This is a genomic window from Pseudoduganella umbonata, assembly GCF_014192225.1.
In the GTDB taxonomy this organism is placed as follows: Bacteria; Pseudomonadota; Gammaproteobacteria; order Burkholderiales; family Burkholderiaceae_D; genus Rugamonas; species Rugamonas umbonata.
This window is the reverse complement of record NZ_JACHXS010000001.1, coordinates 303,852-325,413: the sequence shown is the minus strand read 5'-3', so window position 1 is coordinate 325,413 and position 21,562 is coordinate 303,852. Positions and strand designations below refer to the sequence as shown.

13 protein-coding genes are annotated in these 21,562 nt (G+C 69.0%); 9 read left to right on the top strand and 4 right to left on the bottom strand.

Features of this window, described 5'->3' with window-relative positions; genetic code table 11:
- The first annotated feature begins 264 nt into the window (after positions 1 to 264).
- Positions 265 to 4,152 carry a CHASE domain-containing protein gene (locus FHS02_RS01385; protein WP_137312457.1) on the top strand — a complete coding sequence of 1,296 codons (3,888 nt, stop codon included), beginning with the start codon at positions 265 to 267 and terminating at the stop codon, positions 4,150 to 4,152.
- Between the two features lie 3 nt (positions 4,153 to 4,155).
- Here FHS02_RS01385 and FHS02_RS01380 read toward each other — a convergent pair whose 3' ends face one another.
- On the bottom strand, positions 4,156 to 4,860 hold the full coding sequence (locus tag FHS02_RS01380; RefSeq protein ID WP_137312456.1) for a GntR family transcriptional regulator: 705 nt from the start codon (positions 4,858 to 4,860) through the stop codon (positions 4,156 to 4,158).
- A gap of 172 nt (positions 4,861 to 5,032) precedes the next feature.
- Between FHS02_RS01380 and FHS02_RS01375 the strand changes: the two genes are divergently transcribed.
- The 3 genes from FHS02_RS01375 to FHS02_RS01365 all read left to right on the top strand — a co-directional run bounded on the left by FHS02_RS01375 (position 5,033) and on the right by FHS02_RS01365 (position 10,860).
- Positions 5,033 to 6,532 carry a sialate O-acetylesterase gene (locus FHS02_RS01375; protein WP_229422503.1) on the top strand — a complete coding sequence of 500 codons (1,500 nt, stop codon included), beginning with the start codon at positions 5,033 to 5,035 and terminating at the stop codon, positions 6,530 to 6,532.
- Complete coding sequence (locus FHS02_RS01370) at positions 6,529 to 9,504, top strand: glycoside hydrolase family 2 protein (protein ID WP_137312455.1); 2,976 nt, start codon at positions 6,529 to 6,531, stop codon at positions 9,502 to 9,504. Before FHS02_RS01375 ends, FHS02_RS01370 begins: the two co-directional genes overlap by 4 nt.
- 225 nt (positions 9,505 to 9,729) lie before the next feature.
- Positions 9,730 to 10,860 carry a YbfB/YjiJ family MFS transporter gene (locus tag FHS02_RS01365; RefSeq protein WP_229422502.1) on the top strand — a complete coding sequence of 377 codons (1,131 nt, stop codon included), beginning with the start codon at positions 9,730 to 9,732 and terminating at the stop codon, positions 10,858 to 10,860.
- Positions 10,861 to 10,872: 12 nt separating this feature from the next.
- Here FHS02_RS01365 and FHS02_RS01360 read toward each other — a convergent pair whose 3' ends face one another.
- Positions 10,873 to 11,811, bottom strand: a complete 939-nt coding sequence (locus FHS02_RS01360) for a LysR family transcriptional regulator (protein WP_137312453.1) — start codon at positions 11,809 to 11,811, stop codon at positions 10,873 to 10,875.
- Positions 11,812 to 11,910: 99 nt separating this feature from the next.
- Positions 11,911 to 12,249 carry a hypothetical protein gene (locus tag FHS02_RS01355; RefSeq protein WP_137312452.1) on the bottom strand — a complete coding sequence of 113 codons (339 nt, stop codon included), beginning with the start codon at positions 12,247 to 12,249 and terminating at the stop codon, positions 11,911 to 11,913.
- Positions 12,250 to 12,595: 346 nt separating this feature from the next.
- Here FHS02_RS01355 and FHS02_RS01350 point away from each other — a divergent pair, with 346 nt between their 5' ends.
- The 3 genes from FHS02_RS01350 to FHS02_RS01340 all read left to right on the top strand — a co-directional run bounded on the left by FHS02_RS01350 (position 12,596) and on the right by FHS02_RS01340 (position 17,730).
- On the top strand, positions 12,596 to 13,471 hold the full coding sequence (locus tag FHS02_RS01350) for a phosphate/phosphite/phosphonate ABC transporter substrate-binding protein (RefSeq protein ID WP_137312451.1): 876 nt from the start codon (positions 12,596 to 12,598) through the stop codon (positions 13,469 to 13,471).
- A gap of 2 nt (positions 13,472 to 13,473) precedes the next feature.
- Positions 13,474 to 16,242, top strand: coding sequence for an EAL domain-containing protein (locus FHS02_RS01345; RefSeq protein WP_137312450.1), 2,769 nt, complete (start codon positions 13,474 to 13,476; stop codon positions 16,240 to 16,242).
- 513 nt (positions 16,243 to 16,755) lie between these two features.
- Positions 16,756 to 17,730 carry an IS1595 family transposase gene (locus tag FHS02_RS01340; RefSeq protein ID WP_137317242.1) on the top strand — a complete coding sequence of 325 codons (975 nt, stop codon included), beginning with the start codon at positions 16,756 to 16,758 and terminating at the stop codon, positions 17,728 to 17,730.
- A gap of 41 nt (positions 17,731 to 17,771) precedes the next feature.
- On the opposite strand, the gene FHS02_RS01335 is transcribed toward FHS02_RS01340, so the two are convergent.
- Positions 17,772 to 18,455, bottom strand: a complete 684-nt coding sequence (locus FHS02_RS01335) for an SOS response-associated peptidase (RefSeq protein ID WP_137312449.1) — start codon at positions 18,453 to 18,455, stop codon at positions 17,772 to 17,774.
- A 154-nt stretch (positions 18,456 to 18,609) separates the two neighbouring features.
- Here FHS02_RS01335 and FHS02_RS01330 point away from each other — a divergent pair, with 154 nt between their 5' ends.
- Both FHS02_RS01330 and FHS02_RS01325 read left to right on the top strand, forming a co-directional pair.
- Positions 18,610 to 19,884, top strand: a complete 1,275-nt coding sequence (locus tag FHS02_RS01330; RefSeq protein ID WP_137312448.1) for an MFS transporter — start codon at positions 18,610 to 18,612, stop codon at positions 19,882 to 19,884.
- Positions 19,881 to 21,548, top strand: a complete 1,668-nt coding sequence (locus tag FHS02_RS01325; RefSeq protein ID WP_137312447.1) for a glycoside hydrolase family 43 protein — start codon at positions 19,881 to 19,883, stop codon at positions 21,546 to 21,548. Before FHS02_RS01330 ends, FHS02_RS01325 begins: the two co-directional genes overlap by 4 nt.
- Positions 21,549 to 21,562: the final 14 nt, after the last annotated feature.

Genomic DNA, 21,562 nt, shown 5'->3' with positions numbered 1-21,562 from the left:
GCCGCAAAAAAGTCTTTTGTTGCAATTGGACAACGATTGTAACAGCCAGGTAATGCCGAAGGCGGCGAGCCGGTGTTGTAGATACTGCAAGGCAATCGATATGCCGCACAGCCACAAAGTGCGTCTTTGAACCAACTCAGGCATTATTTGGCAAAACCAAGGCCAAAACGTGGCAAAACCAAGGCCAAAGCGTGGCAAAAGCATCGCAAAAGCGGCAGATGCGCCGGCGAATGCCGGCAAACGCCGGGAGGAGACAGACACCGCATGAAAACGCGTTCCGGTCCGCTCATCGGCAATGCCGGCAGGATCGTGCTGTGCACGCTTGCCTATGTGCTCGCCGCGGCGGCCTGCATCGCGCTGGCGATACCCACCGGCAATCACAGTCCCGTCTGGCTTCCGACCGGCATCGCGCTGGCCGCCGTGCTGCACTACCGGCGCCCGATGCTCATCGCGGTGGCGGCCGGCAGCATGATCGTCAACCTGTACCTGATGGCCGGCCGCCCCTTGGCGCCGGCTGCGGCCATCGCCGCCGCCAGCGCCATCAGCGCCGGCAACGTGCTGGCCACGGCCGTCGCCTGGTGGCTGATCCGCCATGCGGCCCGCACGCTGCGGCGCGACAGCCCGCTGGTGGTCTATGGCTATGTGCTGGCCACGGTACTCGCGTCCACTGCCAGCGGGACGATCGGCGGCTGCACGCTGGCAGTGGCCGGGATCGTATCCTGGAACGGATTGGGCCCCGTGATCGCATTGTGGTCGCTGGGCGATGCCACGGCCATGCTGCTGGCGACGCCGCTGGTGGCAGCCTGGACCTCACGCTCCGCGCTGCGCCCGCTGCGCTTGCGGCGCGCGGCACTGCCGCTGGCCGCACTGCTGGCGACGACTGCGCTGGCCGCGGCCGCCGTGTTCCAGCCGGCAGCCGACGGCTTGCCGGACTGGGCGCCGCTGGCGTTGCTGATCCCTGCGATCGGCGCCGGCTACCTGTTCGGCGCACCGGGCGGCACCGCGGCCGCGGCGATCGTGGCCGCCGGCGCGATCCGCCTGACGCTCGCGGGCGCCGGACCGTTCGCGACGCGCGACCAGTTCCATTCGCTGCTCAGCCTGCATCTGTACCTGGCGCTGATGACCATCGCCGTCATGCTGATGGCCAATACGGCGCCCGGCTGGCGGCGCCCGGCCGGCAGCCAGCGTCCGGGACGCTGGCCGATGGCCACGCTGGCGCTCTGCCTCGGCATCACCGCCACGGCATGGCATGCGGTGGCGCTGCACGCCGAGCGCCGCATCGGCGAGCAGTTCGGCGCCATCGTCGACCTGACCTGGCAGCAGATGGACTACCGGATCGCCAACTACCGCCGCATCCTCATGGCCGGCAAGGCGTTCTTCGATGCCTCGGAGGAGGTCACCGCCGCCGAGTGGCACGACTACGTGGCCGACTTCGACGTGGAACGCGCCTTCCCGGGCACGCTGGGGGTCGGCTACGCTACCTGGCTGCGCTCCGCCGCCGAGGCCGAAGCGTTCGTGCAGCGCCGCCGCGCCGACGGACCCGCTTACCGGCTGTGGCCGGAACCGGTGCGCTGGCCAGTCGCGGCGGTGACGTACCTGGCACCGCGGAACGCGGGCAACGCCCGTCCGCTCGGCTATAACATGATGGAGGAGATCAACCGGCGCAATGCGCTGACGGCGGCCAACGCCAGCGGCGGGATCGGCAGTACCAGCACGATCCTGCTGGTGCACGATTTCGAACGGCGCGACCAGCGCGGTTTCCTGATGTTCCTGCCGCTGTACCGGAAGAATGCGCCGACCGCCACGCCGGCCCAGCGCGAGGCGGCGCTGCGCGGCTTCATCTACAGCCCGTTCCGGGTGCACGAGATGGTCGGCAGCCTGCTCGGCAGGCACGATGCGTTCTCGTTGCGGATCGTCGACCTGCATGCGGCATCGGGCGGCCGCGAAATCTACCGCAGCGCGGCCCGCGACCTGCGCGGGTCGCGCTACGTGAAGCCGCTGGCGGCGGTGCGCACGCTGGCGATCGACGAGGCCGGCCACCGCTGGCGCCTGGAATTCACCGCCAGCCCCAGCTTCGAATCCGGCATCGACCGGCAAGGCCCGCTGCTGACGCTGGGCCTGGGTGCGCTGATCAGCTTCCTGTTGTTCAGCATCGTGCGGGGGCTGGCGTCGACGCGCGCGCGCGCGCTGGAGATCGCCCAGCAGATCACGCGCCAGCTGCAGTGGCAGCAGCGTGCGGCGCGCCAGAGCGAGGAGCGCTTCCGCCTGTTCACGGCCAGCGTGCGCAGCCACGCCATCATCTTCCTCGACGCGGCCGGGCACGTGGAAGCGTGGAACGACGGCGCCGCCAACCTGTTCGGCCACACGGACGGCGAGGCCATCGGCCGCGCGCTCGACCTGTGGGCCGACCCGGAACGCGGCCGCGCGCTGCTGGCCGAGGCAATGGCCGGCGACAGCGCCACCGCCGTCACGGAACTGGTGCGCAGGGATGGCGCGCGCTTCCTGGGCGAACTGCAGCTGACGGCGGTGCGCCGTGACGGCGTGCCGACCGGCTTTGCCTGCATCGTGCGCGACGTGACGGCCGCGCGCGCAGCGGAAGAACAGCTGCGCCAGGCGGTGGCGATCGCGCAGAGCGCCAGCCGCGCCAAGAGCGCCTTCGTGGCCAACATGAGCCATGAGTTGCGCACGCCGATGAATGGCGTGCTGGGCATCGCGGCGCTGCTCGAACGGGGCGCACTGGACAAGGAACAGCGCGAGCTGGTGCGGATGATCCGCAGCGCCGGCGAAACGCTGCTGGCGGTGCTGAACGATATCCTCGATTTCTCCAAGATCGAAGCGGGCAAGGTCGAACTGCACCCGGAACCGGTAGCGCTGGACGACGTGGCGCTGGCCTGCGCGCGCCTGATGGCCGTCAATGGCGGCGGCCGGCTCCGCGTGCTGGTCGACATGGCGCCGGCGCTGCCCGCGACGATCGAGGCCGACGCGCTGCGGCTGGAACAGATCCTGACAAACCTGATCGGCAATGCGCTGAAATTCACCGAACAGGGCGCGGTCGAATGCCGCTTCGGCCGCGCCACGCTGGACGGTGCGCCGGCACTGCGGGTGGACGTGACCGACACCGGTATCGGCATCGACCCGGAACAGCAGAAGCGGCTGTTTTCCGCGTTCGCCCAGGCCGATGCGTCGACCACGCGGCGCTTCGGCGGCACCGGGCTCGGATTGACGATCGCACGCACCCTGGCCACGCTGATGGGCGGCACGCTGGACGTCGCGAGCACGCCCGGCGCCGGCAGCACGTTTACGCTGACGGTCCCGCTGCGCGAGGTCGCCGCGCCGGACCGTTATGCCCTGCCACCTGCGCACATGCATCTTTCCGTGCTGGTGTGCGAGCCCGAGACACGGGTGGTGTCGGCGCTGGCCAATGCCACGGCGCGCTGGGGCTGGCACCTGCATGTCGCGCACGATCCGGCCCGCGTTGGCCTGCTGCTGGCGGCGCCGGGCACGCTGCCGTGGGAGCTGGCGATCGTCGGCCCCGGCATCGACACCGCGCAGGTGATCGCCGCACTGGCCACCCGGCGCGCCCAGCTGCCGCCCGATTTCGCGCTGATCCGCATCCTCGACGGCTTCGCGGTGCCGACCAGCGACACGCCGGTGCCCTTCCCCGCCGCCGCCGTGCATGCGCCGGCGACCCGCGCCGCGCTGCATGCCGCGCTGCTCGAAGCACGCACCCCGGTCGAACCGGCCCTGGTACCGGTCGCCGACGACGGCATAGCGCCGCTGGCGGGCATGCGCGTGCTGCTGGCCGAGGACAACCCGATCAACCAGACCGTGGCCGTCGCCCTGCTCGACTACGCCGGCGCCGCCGTCACCGTGGCCGGCGACGGCGCCGAGGCGATCGCCCGGCTGGAAAGCGACCCGGCCGGCTTCGACGCCGTGCTGATGGACGTGCAGATGCCCGTGCTGGACGGACTGGCCGCGACGCGGGCGATCCGCGACAGGCTGCAGCTCACGCTGCCGGTGGTGGCGATGACGGCGGGCGTCACGCAGGAAGAGCGCGATGCCTGCAGCATGGCGGGCATGGATGATTTCATCGCCAAGCCGATCGAAGAGGAGGAGCTGGTGGCCGTGCTGCGCAGGGTGCGGGGCAATTGACCGTCAAGGCACCGGCAGCACGAAATCGGGGTACCGCTCGCGCAGCGCATCGAGTTCCGACAGCGTGCCGGACAGGTGCGCCCGCACCCACGACTGCGCCCGCGCGGGGTCGCCGTCGCCGATCGCGCGGGCGATCTCGGCATGCTGTTCGAGGATCGATTGGGCCTTGCCGTTCAGCGGCAGGTGCAGCCGGCGCAGGCGGTCAAGGTTGCCGCTGCCGTCGCGCAGCCGGTGCCACAGGCCCGTCAGCAGTGCGGCGTCGTACATCGTGCGGTGGAATTCCATGTCCAGCGCGGTGAAGCTGGCGAGATCGTCCCGCTCCAGGCAGGTGCGCTGCCGGTCGACGAGTGCGAGCAGCCGGGCCGCCAGCGCCGCATCGCACCGCACGGCCAGGCCATGCACCAGTTCGAGCTCCACCGACAGGCGCAGGAAATGCGCTTCGCGCGCCGACGACAGGTCGACCGCGCGCACGCGGGTGGCGTGCTGGGGGAAGACTTCGACGAGCTTTTCTTCGTCCAGCCGCGCCAGCGCATCGCGCACCGGCGTCACCGACACGTCGAAATACCCGGCCAGGTCGTTGCGCGACAGGACGGCGCCGGGCGGCAGCGCCAGCGTGACGATCAGTTCGCGCAGGTGCTCATAGACCTGCGCGGCGGCGCTGCGCGACCGGTCGAGCCGGAAGCTGCCAGGTAAAGTGTGTTCGCTCATTGTTGTCGTCATGATGGTGCCCCGCCGCGATTGTACCGGGCGCGGCACGGCCGCATCGGCCTTCCGGACCCGGAATCAACTTCGTGAGCGATTGCCGGCGGGCGCCGCCGCGCGCTGGACAGTGCGCCCCGGCCGCGGATAATCCCCGGCATCACGTGAAGGAAGTTCCCGCATGCCCCTGCCACCCGAGCCATCCATGCCGCGCCTGCCGAGCATATTGAACCAGCGCGCCCCAGTCCCCGTTGCCGCCCTGCTGCTGGCCATCGCCTGCGGTTCCGCCGGCGCCGCGGTGCGCCTGCCGGCCGTCATCTCGGACCGCATGGTACTGCAGCGGTCGGCCGCCACGCCGGTGTGGGGCTGGGCCGATGCCGGCGAAACGGTGTCGGTGCGCTTCGGCGCAACGGCCGCCACCACGCGCGCGGACGGCGACGGCCGCTGGCGCGTCGACCTCGACCTGGGCGCCGAACGGCGCGCCGGCGAACTGCGGATACGCGGCGCGGACAGCGAGACCGTCGTGCGCGACGTGCTGCTCGGCGACGTGTGGCTCGCGTCCGGCCAGTCGAACATGCAGAAGCCGCTCGGCGAACGCAAGGGGGAGCGGCCCACGTTCGACTACCGCGCCGAGATCGACGCGGCGGACGCGCCGGACGTGCGGCTGTTCAAGGTGGCCCGCAAGCGCGCGCCCGCGCCGCTGGACGACGTGGCCGGGGAATGGGTGCGCTGCAGCCCGGAATCGGTGGAACGCACGGCGTTTTCCGCGGCCGCCTATTTCTTCGGGCGCCGCCTGCACCGCGAGCTCGGCGTGCCGGTGGGACTGATCGATTCCAGCTACGGCGGCACGCGGATCGAACTGTGGACGCCTGCCGCGGCGGCGGCGGGGACGGATCCCGGTCCGGATCATTCCGTGCTGTACAACGGCATGATCGCCGGGCTGGCGCCGTTCGGCCTGAAAGGCATGCTGTGGTACCAGGGCGAATCGAACCTGATCGACGATGGCGACGGCGCTGCCTACACCGCCAAGATGGCGCGGCTGGTCGACGCCTGGCGCGGCGCGTTCGGCGGCGGCCAGCCGCGCTCCTCACCTGGCTCCTCACCTCGTACATTATCCGGCCCCCTCCCTTTCTACTATGTGCAGATCGCGCCGCACCTGTACCACGTGGTGCGGCCGTCGAAAGTGGCCGACTCGGAGGCGGCGGCACGGCTGCGGCAGGCCCAGGCCGCGGCGCTGGCCATTCCCAGCACCGGCATGGTCGTGACGACCGACCTGGCCGACGACTTGGCCGACATCCATCCCCGCGACAAGCGCACCGTCGGCCTGCGCCTGGCCAACCTGGCGCTGGCGGACACCTATGGCCGCAAGGATATCGAAGCCCGCGGCCCGCGGTTCCGCGCAATGCGGGTGGAAAATGGCCGGGCGCTGCTGTCGTTCGACCATGGCGAAGGGCTGTTCGCCAGCGACCGCAAGCCGCTGTCATGGTTCCAGGTGGCCGGCGCCGACGGGCGCTGGCATCCCGCGAAGGCCGACATCGAGGCGGGCCGCGTGGCGGTGGCCAGCGTGCGGGTACCCCACCCGGTGACCGTGCGCTTCGCGTGGGATGAAGCGGCACAACCGAACCTGGTGAACGGCGCCGGGCTGCCGGCCGTGCCGTTCCATACCGGCGCAGCGCAATGACAATACTTTTCCTGAACCGGCACCTCGGCGCCGCCCTGCTCGCCTGCGCAGCCGCCAGCCAGGTCCTGCCCGCTTATGCCGAACCTGCCGCGCGCGTTGTCTACAACTTCAACCCCGGCTGGAAGCTGGCCGTGGCCGATCCGGCCGGCGCGGCCCAGCCGGCATTCGACGACGCCGGCTGGAAGCGCGTCACCCTGCCGCGCGCCTGGAACGAGGACGACGCGTTCGGCAAGGACATCGTCGATCACTCGACCGGCATCGCCTGGTACCGCAAGCACTTCACGCTGCCGGCCGCGGCGCGGGGCCGCAAGGTCTTCCTCGAATTCGAAGGCGCGCGGCAGGCGGCCGAGGTGTACGTCAACGGCCGGCGCGTCGGCCTGCACGAGAACGGCGTCACGGCGTTCGGCTTCGACATCACCGGTGTGCTGGTACCGGGCCGTAACGTGGTGGCGGTCCGCACCGACAACAGCTGGGACTACCGGGAAGCGGCCACCGGCCAGCGCTACCAGTGGGCCGACCGCAACTTCAACGCCAACTACGGCGGCCTGCCGAAGAATGTGAAGCTGCACGTGACGGACCGGCTGCACCAGACCCTGCCGCTCTACTCGTCGCTGGGCACGACCGGTGTGTACGTGTACGCGCGCGATTTCGACATTCCCGGGCGCCGCGCCACCGTGTGGGCCGAGTCGGAAGTGAAGAACGACCATGGCAGGCCGCGCACGTTCACGTACGAAGTACGGCTGCGCGACCGTGACGGCAGGCAGGTGGCGCAACTCACGACATCACCTCGAACCCTCGCGCCGGGCGCCACGGCGGTCGTCAGCGCGCATGCGCCCGTCGAGGGCCTGCATTTCTGGAGCTGGGGCTACGGCTACCTGTACGACGTGGAAACCACGCTGAAGGTGGACGGCAAGCCGGTCGACACCGTGGTCACGCGCACTGGTTTCCGCAAGACCGAGTTCCGGGACGGCGTGGTGAAGCTGAACGATCGCGCGATCCAGATGAAGGGCTATGCGCAGCGCACGTCGAACGAGTGGCCGGCCGTCGGCATGTCGGTGCCGGCCTGGCTCAGCGACTACAGCAACGGCCTGGCGCTGGCCAGCAATGCGAACCTGATCCGGTGGATGCACATCACGCCGTGGCGCCAGGACACGGAATCGCTCGACCGGCTCGGCCTGATGCAGGCGATGCCGGCCGGCGATGCCGAGAAGGACGTGACGGACCGACGCTGGGAGCAGCGCATCGAGGTCATGAAGGACGCGATCGTCTACAACCGCAACAGCCCCAGCATCGTTTTCTACGAGAGCGGCAACCGCGGCGTGAGCGCCGAACACATGCGCGAGATGAAGGCGCTGCGCGACCGGTATGACCCGTACGGCGGCCGCGCATCGGGCAGCCGCGAAATGCTGTCGGCCGAACTGCAGGGCATCGCCGAATATGGCGGCGAAATGCTGTACATCAACAAGAGTGCGCGCATCCCCATGTGGGCGATGGAATATTCGCGCGACGAGGGCGCCCGCAAGTTCTGGGACGAACTCACGCCGCCGTTCCACAAGGATGGCGACGGGCCGGCGCACAAGGGCCAGCCCGCGCCCACCTACAACCGCAACATGGACACGCACGCGATCGAGAACGTGAAGCGCTGGCATGACTACTGGCGCGAGCGGCCGGGCACCGGCACCCGCGTATCGTCGGGCGGCGTCAACATCGTGTTTTCCGATTCGAACACGCACCATCGCGGCGCCGAGAACTACCGGCGCAGCGGCGAAGTCGACGCGATGCGGATCCCGAAGGATGGCTTCTACGCGCACCAGGTGATGTGGGACGGCTGGGTGGACGTCGAAAAGCCGCGCGCCCACATCGTCGGCCACTGGAACTACGCGCCCGGCACCGTGAAGCCGGTGACGGTGATCTCGAGCGCCGACAAGGTGGCGCTTTACCTGAACGGCACGCGCCTGCCCGATCCTGTGCAGAGCGAGCGTTTCCTGTTCACGTTCGACGGCGTGGCCTGGCAACCGGGCGAGCTGAAGGCGGTCGGGCTGGACGCCGCCGGCAACAGGATCTGCGAAACGGTGCTGGCGACGGCCGGCGCACCGGCCGCGCTGAAGCTGACCGCGCTGACGGCGCCCGGCGGCATGCGCGCCGACGGTGCCGACCTGGCGCTGGTGCAGGTGGAGGTGGTGGATGCGCAGGGGCGCCGCAATCCGGTCGCGCTGGATACGGTCGACTTCGACCTGCAGGGCCCCGCCGAATGGCGCGGCGGCATCGCGCAAGGTCCGGGCAACCATGTGCTGGCGCGCGCGCTGCCCGTCGAGGGCGGCGTCAACCGTGTGCTGGTGCGCAGCACGACCCAGGCCGGACGCGTGGTGCTGCGTGCCAGCGCCGCCGGATTGGCACCGGCCACGCTGGCGCTGGACACGCAGCCGTTCGGGGTCGAAGGTGGCCTGGCCATGCGCTTCCCCGCCGATGGCCTGCCGCTGCACCTGGCGCGCGGCCCGACGCCGGCCACGCCTGCGTTCCGGATCTCGCGGGTGGCGGTGCCGGTCGCCGCGGCCGACGCGGCCAGCAATGGAGCCGATGCCGCGCTGACCTACGACGACGACGAAACGACCAGGTGGTCCAGCACGCCGGGCCGGGGCGCCATCACGTATCGCCTGGCGCAGCCGGCCACGCTGAGCGAGATCGCGCTGAAGCTGTCCGGCTGGCGCGAGCGCAGCTACCCGTTGCGGGTGTTCGTCGACGATGTGCCGGTCTACGAAGGCATGACGCCGGAGAGCCTGGGCTACGTGACCCTGCCGCTGGCACCGCGCCATGGCGGCACCGTGCGCGTCGAGCTGAACGGCGTGGCCGACGAATCAAACGCGATCAGGCTGACCGAGGTGGCCAACCAGGCGATCGCCGATACCGGCGCGAACCAGACCCCGAAAGGCGTGCTGTCGATCGTGGAGATCGAGTTCTACCGGGCGCCGTGATCGGGTGCGGAGGCCGATAAGTGCGGGCTTATCGGTCGGCCGTGCCGTTCCGATTGGTAATCCCGCCTCGGCATCCCTACCATGGTGACAACGAAAGGAGTCGCCATGACCATCCGCTCATCCGCATCTGCATCATCTGCATCATCTGCATCATCTGCATCTGCATCATCCGCATCCACCTCATCGGCCGCCGCGCCCGCCAGCGAGAAAGCGCTGCCGGCTGCGGTGGCGATCTTTGCCGGCCTGGCCGCCAGCCTCGTGGCGATCGGCCTGGCGCGGTTCGCCTACACCCCGTTGATCCCGCCGCTGATCGAGGCCCGCTGGTTCGGCGCCAGCGACGTCGTCTACCTGGGCGCCGCCAATTTCGCCGGTTATTTCGCGGGCGCGCTGTCGGGCCGGCGCCTCGGCGCGCGTTTTTCCAATCGCACGATGCTGCGGTGGATGATGGCGCTGGCCGCGCTGTCCTTTGCCGCGTGCGCGTTTCCCGTCTCGCTGGCGTGGTATTTCGGCTGGCGGCTGCTGTCCGGCTTTGCCGGCGCCGTGGTGATGGTGCTGGTCGCGCAGACAATCCTGCCGACGGTGGCGCCGGCCCGCCGTGGCCTGGCCAGCGGCGCCATCTTCATGGGCATCGGTGCCGGCATCGTGGCCTCCGGCACGCTGGTGCCGCTGCTGCTCGGCCTGGGGCTGGCCGCCACCTGGCTTGGCCTGGCGGCGGTATCGGCGCTGCTGGCTGTGCTGACGTGGCGCGCCTGGCCCGCGCATGTTGCTGTCGCGCCGCCGGCCGGCGGGGAACGGATGCCGGCCGCCGTGCGGCTGCTGTATGCCGCCTATGCCGCGGTGGCCGTCGGGCTGCTGGGCGCGGCCGTGTTCCTCGTCGATTACGTGGCGCGCGGCCTGGGACGCGGGACCGCGGCGGGTGCGGTGTACTGGATCGTGTATGGCGTGGGCGCGTTGTCCGGCCCGCTGCTGTACGGGCTGCTGGCGGACCGGATCGGCTTCGGGCGGGCGCTGCGCGCCGGTCTCGTGCTGTCCGGCGCGGCGGCCCTGTCGCTGGCCTACGCGGCACACCCCGCCGCGCTGGCGGTGGCCAGCGCCCTGCTGGGCGCATTCACGCCCGGCGTGGTGACGCTGATGATCGGCCGCCTGCACGAACTGCTGCCGGGCGACGGCCACGCGCAGCACGCCGCCTGGGGTCATTCGACAACGATGTTCGCGCTGTTCCAGGCGCTGGCCGGCTATGCCTTTTCGTTCCTGTTCGCGCACAGCGGCGGCCGGCACCACGTGGTGTTCGTCGCCTCGGCACTGGCGTTCGGCGCCGCGCTGCTGCTGGAAGGGGCCAGCGCGCGGCGGCGTTGAGCGGGTTCCGCCCTACCGCTGCCGCTGCACTTCGCAGCGGCGCGCCTCCTCCACCGTGATCGCAAGGAAATCCAGTACGACCGGCTGCGCTTCGCCGCTGCGCCAGAAGGCATGCATGGCCAGCGGCGCCAGCCCCGGCACCGCCAGCGCAACCATGCCGGGCAGCGGCTCGGGCAGCGCGAACGACGTGGCCAGCATGCAGCCGAGTCCTTCGCGCGCCAGCTGCACGCCGGTCTGTACCTGGCTGGTTTCGTACACGATATCCGGCGCCGCGCCGGCCGCGCGGCAGGTGGCCAGCACGCGGTCATAGACGGAAGGGTTGACGGCGCGCGCGAACATCACCACGCGCTCCCGGGCCAATTGCTCCAGGCTGACCTGGCCGCCGGGGGTACTCGCCAGTGCATGGTCGTCCCGCACCAGCAGTTTCCAGCCGGCCGCCAGCAGCGGCTCGGTGAGCACCGTGCCATCGGCCGGCAGCCACAGCGCGGGATCGTCGAGGATGACGGCGATACCCAGGTCGATGCGGCCGCGCTGCAAGCCCTCGACCTGGGCCGCGGCATCCATTTCGTGGCGCGTCACCCTGATGTCCGGGTACAGCGCGCGCAGCCGCTTCAGCGCGGCGGGCAGCATCGGCACGCTCGCGTACTCGACCAGGCCGATCGACAGGCGCGTGTCGTGCAAGCCGCCGGCCGCGCGCGCGCTGCGGGTGGTGTCCTCGATCAGCCGGAACAGTTGCTGCACGCCGTCGCGGAAGATCTCGCCGGCGGGCGTCAGCGCCACGGCGCGCTGGCCGCGCACGAACAGTCGCACGCCCACCGCGTCCTCGAGCCGCGCGATCTGCTGGCTCAGCGCGGGCTGGGTGATGAAGCACAGCTGCGCGGCACGGCCGAAATGCAGTTCCTGCGCCAGGATCAGGAAGTAATGGTACTGCCGCAGCTCGCCGGTTCTCATCGGCCGATTGTAGCCGCGCACCGGCGCGCCGGGCAATGCACCCGGCCGCGCCCCCTCCCATCGGAGGGATGGCCTTTGCCCGCCGGCCCGATCGGGCGCTTAGCTGCCCAGCTGGTGCTCGCCCGGCTGCTGCGCCGACTTCGGCCGGAATTCCTGCGGGCTCATGCGCATGCGGCCGCGCCGGTCGCCCATCAGGTCGCGCAGTTCGCGAATCGGAATACCGCTGGCTTCATGCATGCGCAGCAGGATCGTCGCGCCGACCGGCAGCCGGCCGTGGCGGATCTTGCTGAGCACCGGCGGCGCCACTTCCAGCGCACGCGACAGCGCAGCGTCGTTCTTCGCGCTGAGCCGCTCGGCCAGCGCGTCCAGCAGGCGGCCCGGATTGTATGCACCGACGTCCTGATCGGCTCCACCATTGTTGAGCAGGGGTTCCATCATGTTCTCCTTGTCAATCGCTACCTGCTCGATATGCAGGCGATGCAACGCAAATCAACAGGCTGATGACGAAAAATCAGGGGTTTTTGAGTAACGATATAAAACGTTTAATGGTGACAAGAAATCAACTAAAAACCGGTGACAGACACCGGTTAATTTGAAATGTTTCCAAAAAACTGGTGTCTGTCACCGGTTTTGACTGGATTGTGGCGAGGGTGCAAGATTGTCTTTATTAAAACTTATTAATTTTCAGTTATTGCTCAACCGATATTTTTTTGCGCTAAAATGCCGACCGTCGCCGATCTGGCGGACGCACCGCGTTGCCTGACGCGCCCTCGATGGAGCCTGGATGTACCCGATCCGAACCGCCGGCCTGTTTGCGGCCCGCTCGTTTGCCGCCTTGCTGCTGGCCGCCTGCCTTGCGCCTGCCGCGTCCGCGTCCGCGACCGACAGCGAAGCCGTCTACCAGTTTTCGCCAGTTAACCAGCACAACGTGCAGATAACCGCCAGTTACTGGAATCCCATCATCGACTACGTGTCGCAGGCCAGCGGCGTCACGCTGCGCCTGAAGCTGGGCCGCACGTCCGCCGATACGACCAGCTTCGTGCTGGCCCAGGAAGTGGACTTCGCGTTCACGAATCACCTGTTCGCCCCGGAACGCGCGCGGATGGGCTGGCGCGTGCTGGCCCGCCGCACCGGCGCGGCGGTGCGCTCGCAGATCGTCACGCTGGCCGGTTCCGCGGTGCGCGACCTGAAGGACCTGGCCGACGCCGACGTCGCATTTCCCGGCCCGGAGGCGACGGTTGCCTACCAGGTCAGCCATGCGGAACTGCAGCGGCGCGGGATTCCCGTCCACGTGGTCTTCGGCGGCAACATGGATGGCGCGTTCGCCCAGCTCATCAGCGGCAAGGCGCGCGCCGTCGGCGCCAATTCGCAGCTGACCGCCTCGTTCATCAACCGCCACCGCACGCCGCTGCGCGTGCTGTGGCAATCGGCGCCGTTCAACGACCTGGCACTGATGGTATCGCCGCGCGTGCCGGCCGCCACGGCGGAGGCCGTGGCGCGCGCATTCACCGCCATGGCCGATGACCCGCGCGGACGCCGGGTGCTGGCCGACGCCGCCGCGCTGGTCAAGACGGCGCCATTCTCCTTCGTGCCGGCCGACGAGTCGGACTACGAGTCCTACCGCGAATTCTACGGCCACGTTCCGGCCGAGCGGCGCTGACGATGGCTCCCCTTCGCCACCTGACGCCGCGCACGCTGTGGGGCCGCATGCTCGCGCTGTACAGCGCCACGCTGCTGTGCTTCCTCGTGCTGGGCCTGGGCACCTATTACCACCTGCAGTTCGTGCGCGAGATCGAAGACGTGCAGGATACCGCCGGCATGCTGGCCGAGGTGGCATCGCTGGCCGTCGAGGACAGCGTCGTCGTCGGCGACTACGAGACCGTGCAGCGCACGCTGGCCAAGACGCTGCACTATTCGCCGTTCCGCGCCGCCGCGTTCATCGACGTGGGCGGCCACACACTGCGCATCGCAGCGCCGCCCCGCGACGGCGGTACGCCCCCCGCCGCCATCGTCGGCATGGTGGCGGCCCAGCTGTACGACGTCAACCGGCCGATCACCGTGGGCGGGCGCGACTATGGCGTGATGCGGCTGACCTTCGACGAGGCCGCGATTGCCCAGCGGCTGTGGGAGATGATCCGCGACGCGGCCCTGCTCGCGGCCGCATGCGTACTGCTGTCGCTGTTCGCGATGCACCGGCTGCTGCGCCGCTGGCTGGGCCAGCTCACGCGGTTGCAGCGCTACGAGGAAGACCTGTCCTCCGGCGCCGCCGATGCCGCCGCCCGCTCCGGCGACGCGCCACTGGAAATCGAGCAGGCGATGCGCGCGGTGGACCGCATCACGCACAGCATCCGCAGCCGCTTCGACCAGCGCATCGATACGCTGATCGACTCGCTGATCCAGCACAAGAGCGCACTCGACGAAGCCTGCAGCGTGTGCGAGCTCGATCCGTCCGGCCGCATCGTCGCCGCCAACGACCGCTACGTGACCGCTTCCGGCTACAGCCGCGAGGAACTGCTGACGATGCCGATCGACCAGATCGGCGAGCTGCTCGAACCGCGCCGCCACGGGCGGCATGGCGCCTCCACGCTGACCTGCGAGGTACGGCTGGCCGACCGCGCCGGGCGCCCGCACTGGCACCGGCGCACCGTGGTGCCGATCTTCGATGCCGCGCGCAATGTCGAGAAATACATCTGCATCGAGATCGACATCACCGACCGCCGCCGCAGCGAACAGCTGGCGCTGGCCCATGCCCGCAAGCACGAGCAGGCCGCCGCGTTCGCACGCTGCGCGCTGGTGGAATCCGATTACGATACGCTGTGCCGCCTGCTGGTGCGCTCCGCCGCCGTCGGCCTGCAGGCCGAATGCGCGGCGCTGTTGCAGCATGCCGATTCGGGCGAGCGCTGCGTGGCGGTGTGGCCGCCGCTGCACCCGGATGCACGCGCGGAAGCGGATGCCGGCACCGGCGGCGGCACCGGTCGCGCCGAGGTGGCGCTGCGCTGGGGCGAGGCGCGCGGCGTGCTGGCGGTACAGGGCCCCGCCGAGGAAGGCTTCACCGACCACGACCGCTATTTCCTCGACAACCTCGCGGGCACGTTCGCCAACGCCGTCGAGCGGCACGACAGCAGCCTGCAGCTGCGCTACCTGGCCACGCACGATCCGCTGACGTCGCTGCCGAACCGCGCCGCCTTCGGCGACCGGCTGGCCACGACGATCGCCGATGGCGGCGTGGTGCAACTGCTGGTGATCGACCTGGACCACTTCAAGAACGTCAACGACACGCTGGGCCACGCCGCCGGCGACGCCCTGCTGGTCGAGGCCACGCACCGGCTGCAGGCCGCGCTGCCGCGGCGCGCGTTCGTGGCGCGGCTGGGCGGCGACGAATTCGCCGTGATCTGCCCGCCCGGCTTTACGGACGAAGCGGCCGACGCATGCGCCGAAGCCTTGGTGGACAGCCTGCACCGCCCGTTCGTGCTGGACGGCCAGCAGGTGTTCATCGGCGCCAGTATCGGCATCGCCTGCGCGCCGCGCGATGGCAGCGCCGCCGACGACCTGGTGCGCAATGCCGATACCGCGATGTACGCCGCCAAGCAGCATGGCCGCGCGCGCGGCTGCCGCTTCCAGGGCGAGATGAATGCGCGCGTGGCACGCCGCGTGGCGCTCGAATCCGGACTGCGCGGCGCGCTCGACGCCGGCGAATTCACGCTGGCTTACCAGCCCAAGCAGGACGTCGCGTCGGGCCGGCTGACGGGCTTCGAGGCGCTGCTGCGCTGGAATGGCCCGGCCGGCCCGGTGCAGCCCACCGAATTCGTGCCGGTGCTCGAAGATACAGGGATGATCCTGCCGGTCGGCACGTGGGTGATCCATTCCGTCTGTGCACAGGTGCGCGCATGGCGCGATGCCGGCATGCCGCCGGTGCCCGTCGCGGTGAACCTGTCGGCCCGCCAGTTCCAGCAGGACGACCTGGTGGACGTGATCCTGGCAGCCACGCGCGACGCCGGCATTTCGCCCTCCGCGCTCGAGTTCGAGCTGACCGAATCGATGCTGATGAGCGACCCGGCCGCGGCCGAAGGCATCCTGCTACGGCTGAAGGCGGCCGGCATCGGCCTGTCGATCGACGATTTCGGTACCGGCTATTCCAGCCTGTCGTACCTGAAGCGCTTCCCGCTCGACGCGCTGAAGATCGACCGCGCGTTCGTGCGCGACCTGCCGGCCGACAGCGAGGACCTGGCCATTACCCGCGCCGTCATCGCGCTGGCGCACAGCCTGGGCCTGCGCGTCATTGCCGAGGGCGTCGAGGATGCGGCCCAGCTGGCATCGCTGCGCGCCAACGGCTGCGATGAAATCCAGGGCTACCTGTACGGCGAGCCGCTGCCGGCGGCGGATTGCCTGGCGATCTTTACGGGGAAGGTGCTGGAGAAGACGGTGGCGTGAAGCGCTGGACGGCTGAACTATATGCCTGAAACAGCTTTCGATCAGTTCAGTTGATTTGCATACGCTGGCAGGCGCGCGGCTTGCCACTGTTTGCGAATGTTCTCGATGCCAGGGCTCGTTATTCTGCCGTTGGCAGCGGCAAAGCCGGCGACCGGCGCCGAACTTTCTCTTGCGCAACTAAGCGTTCAGCGGTGATCCGCGAGATTCCAACGTCGAGAAGCGCTTGCAGACAGCGGGACGGCTCAAAGCCTGGCTGGCCATTGAGAACGGCGTCAATGTAGAGTGCGGTGAGCTTGTCTCGACGTTTTTCCATCGTTCCAGTATGGCACAGCTAAGTCATCGGGCTCGCCCGGAATGTGCGGAGACACCCTGAAACGCATGGTGCTGTTGCTGGAAGGTTCAAAACGCGATTTTGTCAGCCGTTCTAGAAGGCGCAGTCACCCGAGCATGTGGGGTGAACTGAACAATTCGCCGCAATCGCTGTCTCATATCGTATTGACGATGGAGGCGGCGATGCACGACGGCGTTTTCAACAGCTTGCTGGAACGATTGCGCGGGCAACTCGACGGGTTCTCCGGCGCTCAACTGGCGACATTGCGGTCCCTGCTCGAGTCGGCCTCGTCACTGGCGACATGCCTGGAACTGATCGAGAAGTTCGGCCGGCCCTGCGATCGTTGTCCGCATTGCGCGGCGACCCGTATCCATAGGCACGGCAGCACTGGCGGCCTGCAACGCTACCGCTGCGTGACGTGCCACCGTACCTTTAATGCGTTGACCGGCACACCCTTCGCTTTCCTGCGCCTGCGCGGCAAATGGCTGCTGTTCCTGCAGGCGGTGCTGGATTCGCGCACGGTCCGGGGCGCTGCCGATACCACGGGCATTCATCGCAATACCAGCTTTCGCTGGCGCCATCGTTTCATGGGCGCAGCACGGCACGACCGGCCACCCCGGCTGCAAGGCATTGTCGAGGCGGACGAGACCTATCTGCTCGAATCGCAAAAAGGCAACCGGCACCTGGACCGGCCCGCGCGCCGGCGTGGCGGCAAGGCCAGGCGGCGCGGCATCTCCAAGGAACTCGACTGCATTCTCGTGGCACGCGACCGTGATGGCAAAACCCGGGATTTCGTCTGCGGCCGAGGCCCGGTCACGGCGCGGCAGCTGGCGCACCACCTGACCCCAATACTGGCCGCTGATGTCTTGCTGGTGTCGGACAGCGCTGCCGCTTACACCACATTCGCGCGCCGTGCCGGCATCCTGCATGAAGCTGTCAATCTCAGGGCGGGAGTGCGCACCCGCGGCGCCATCCACCTGCAACATGTGAATGGCTATCACAGCCGTTTTCATGGCTGGCTGTCGCGCTTCAATGGCGTGGCGAGCAAATACCTGCCGAACTACCTGGGCTGGCGCCATGGCCTCGACGGGCAGCGCTGGTTGGCTCCGGGGGATTGCCTGATCGCAGCACTGCGCGGCAATGACTCTCTTTCTTGATGACCTGGCGAAACTTCCACAGGATCGGGTAACAGCGCCTTCTAGAACAGTCCCGGCTGCGGATCGGCCGTGCCGGCCAGCGGCTCCGGCCCGGCCGTCAGCAGGCCCTCTTCCGGCAGCACCAGCATGCGGCGCGCTGCATCCGGGTCGCGGCAATGCAGCCACGCGTCCCAGTGCTCGGGCGCCAGCGGCACCAGCGCGCGCTTTTCGTCGCCGGGGCGGTGGAAGCGCGACAGCAGCGGGTGCGCATCGGCGTTCACGGTCAGCTGCGTGAACGAGCAGACGCGCCGCCCGTCCGGCTCTTCCCAGGCGCGCCACAGGCCGGCCACGGCCAGCGGCGCGCCGTCGGCGCGGCCGATCGACCAGCGCTGGTGCCGGCCGCTCTCGTAGTTCGGTTCGAACCAGCGTTCCATCGGCACCAGGCAAAACCGGAAACGCGCCCACGCATCGCGGTAGCTGGCCAGTTCCGCTACGGTCTCGCTGCGCGCGTTCATCGTCGAATACGCGCGGCTGCCCGGCGCCAGCCGGTGCTGCGGCACCATGCCGTAGCTCGCCACGAGGCAGCGGCGATCGCGCCCCTGCGGTGCGGCGACGACGATCGGCGCCGCGTAATCCTGCCACACCTCATGTTCCCACTCGCCGCGCGGGGCGAACGGCACCCGCTGGTCCAAGGCAGCAAAGCGCGCCAGGCTGTCCCTTTTCACCGTTACATAGTTCACGCACATGGCGCCGTTTTCCTCCACTCTCGCTAGCGGGCTGAATGGTAACAAACATCATCGAAAATGGTGCCATGCATCATCGATTGCGCTACCAGCTGGGGTGACCTTTTTGCCTTTCGCTATGCTATTGTTGCGGTCCATCTCGAATGATTGCGCAAACATGATCGCTAAAAAAATACGGGGACTGCGCTGGTGGATGATCGGACTGGTCATGCTGGGCGCCGTCATCAATTACCTGACGCGGAGCACGCTGGCCGTGGCCGCGCCGACGCTGCTCACCGACCTGAACATCACGACCCAGGAATATTCATACATCACCGCGGCCTTCCAGGGCGCGATCATGCTGCAGCCGCTGTGCGGCTACGTGCTCGACGTGATCGGCCTGAAGTACGGCTTCGCGATGTTCGCCACGGCCTGGTCGCTGATCTGCATGGCCCACGGCATGGCCACCAACTGGCAGACGCTGGCCTTCCTGCGCGGTTTGCTGGGGCTGGCCGAGGGCTCGGCCAATCCGGCCGGCATGAAGGCCGTATCGGAGTGGTTCCCGGCGAAGGAGCGCGGGCTGGCCGGCGGCATCTTCAATATCGGCGCCTCGTTCGGCTCGATGCTGGCGCCGCCGCTGGTGGTGTGGGCGATCCTGCACTACAACTGGCAGTCGGCGTTCGTGATCACCGGCGCGCTCGGGCTGGTCTGGGTGGCCGCATGGCTGCTGCTGTACGACGCGCCGGCGCGCCACCGCCGCCTGGCGGCCGCCGAGGCGGAGCACATCGCCGCCGGCCAGGAGCAGCACCTGAAGGGCGACGGCACGCGGCCGTCGGTTCTCAGCATTTTGAAGGTGCGCAATTTCTGGGGCATCGCGCTGCCTCGCTTCCTGGCCGACCCGGCCTGGGGCACGCTGGCGTTCTGGGTGCCGCTGTACCTCACCACGGTGCGCGGCTTCGACCTGGCGCAGATCGCCATGTTCGCCTGGCTGCCGTTCCTGGCGGCGGACCTGGGCTGCATGTTCGGCCCGCTCGTCGTGCTGTGGCTGCAAAAGCGCGGCGTACGCCTGATCAATGCGCGCCGCGGCGCCTTCACCGTGGGCGCCTGCATGATGATGGGCGTGGCCTTCGTCGGCTACGTGGAAAGCCCATATGCGGCGATCGCCCTGCTCAGCCTTGCCGGTTTCGCGCACCAGACGCTGTCGGTCACCGTCATCACGATGTCGTCAGACCTGTTCAAGCGCAACGAGGTAGCCACCGTGGCCGGCATGTGCGGCACGTTCGGCAACCTGGGCCTGCTGATCTTCTCGCTGCTGATCGGCGGCCTGATGGCCAGCGTCGGCTACACGCCGTTCTTCGTCAGCCTGGCCGTGCTCGACCTGCTGGCCGCCGCGCTGCTGTGGATCCTCGTGCGCGAAAACGCGCCGCAACCCGCCACCGAACCCAAAGCATGATCCAGAATCCCATCCTTCCCGGCTTCAATCCCGATCCGTCCATCGTGCGGGTGGGCGACGACTATTACATCGCCACATCCACCTTCGAGTGGTATCCGGGCGTGCAGATCCACCATTCGCGCGACCTGGTCAACTGGCGCCTGCTGGGCCGCCCGCTGACCCGCGCCAGCCAGCTGAACATGCTGGGCGCGCCCGACTCCTGCGGCGTGTGGGCGCCCTGCCTGACGCATGCCGACGGGCTGTTCTGGCTGATCTATACGGACGTCAAGCGCTACGGCCGCACGTCGACCGGCGGCGCCACCGGCAGCGCGTCGCTGCGCGACTTCCACAATTACCTGGTCACCAGCCCGTCCATCGACGGACCGTGGTCCGATCCCGTGTACCTGAACAGCAGCGGTTTCGATCCCTCGCTGTTCCACGACACCGACGGCCGCAAGTACCTGCTGAACCAGCTGTGGGACCACCGCCCGGGCGGCAACCGCTTCAACGGCATCGTGGCGCAGGAGTATTCGGTGGCCGAACGCCGCCTGGTCGGGCGCCGCGAAAACATCTTTCCCGGCACCGCGCACGGCCTCACCGAGGCGCCTCACCTGTACCGGCGCGACGGCTATTATTACCTGCTGACCGCCGAGGGCGGCACCGGCTGGAACCACGGCGTGACGATGGCGCGCTCGCGCAATCTGCACGGGCCGTATGAACTGCATCCCGACGTGACCATCCTCAGTGCGCGCCAGCGTCCGGATGCTGCACTGCAGCGTGCCGGCCACGCCGACCTGGTCGAGACCCCCGACGGCAGGACCTGGATGGTCTACCTGTGCGGGCGACCGCTTCGCAACCGCGGCACCTGCACGCTGGGCCGCGAGACCGCGATCCAGCCGATGGCCTGGGGCGACGATGGCTGGCTGCGCACCGTGGACGGCGACGGCATGCCGGCACTGCGGCCGCCCTCCCCCGGGCTGCCCGAGCACCGCTTCGCGCCGGCGCCGGTGCGCGAACACTTCGACGGCGGCGCATTGCCGGTGGACTTCCAGTGGCTGCGCACGCCGTGGCCCGACGAGCTGTTCTCGCTGGCCGCGCGGCCCGGCCACCTGCGCCTGTTCGGGCGCGAAAGCCTGGGCAGCACGTTCCGCCAGGCGCTGGTGGCGCGGCGCCAGCAGTCGCACTGCTTCAGCGCGGCCACGGTGGTCGACTTCGCGCCGGAACACTACCAGCAGCAGGCCGGACTGGTGTGTTATTACAACGCCGCCAAGTTCCATTACCTGTACATCACGCACGACGAAACCATCGGCCGGCACCTGCGCGTGATGAGCAGCCTGCCCAATCACGTGCAGACCGATACCTTCACGGCGCCGGTGCCGCTGCCGGCCAGCGGGCCGGTGGAGCTGCGCGTGGAAGTGGACGAGGAACGCCTGCTGTTCGGCTGGCGGTTGGCCGGCGATGAGGATGATGCCGGCGATCGTCCATGGCAGTGGCTGCCGCAACAGTTCGACGCCAGCATCCTGTCCGACGAAGCCAACGCGCCCGGCCAGCCCAACTTCACGGGCACCTTCGTCGGCATCGCCTGCCAGGACATGTCGGGCAGCGGCCTGCATGCCGATGTCGACTGGTTCGGCTACCGCGGCCGGGCGTACTGCGCGGATCCGAAGGGCTTGCCGGTCCCGTGACCCGGAATTGACCC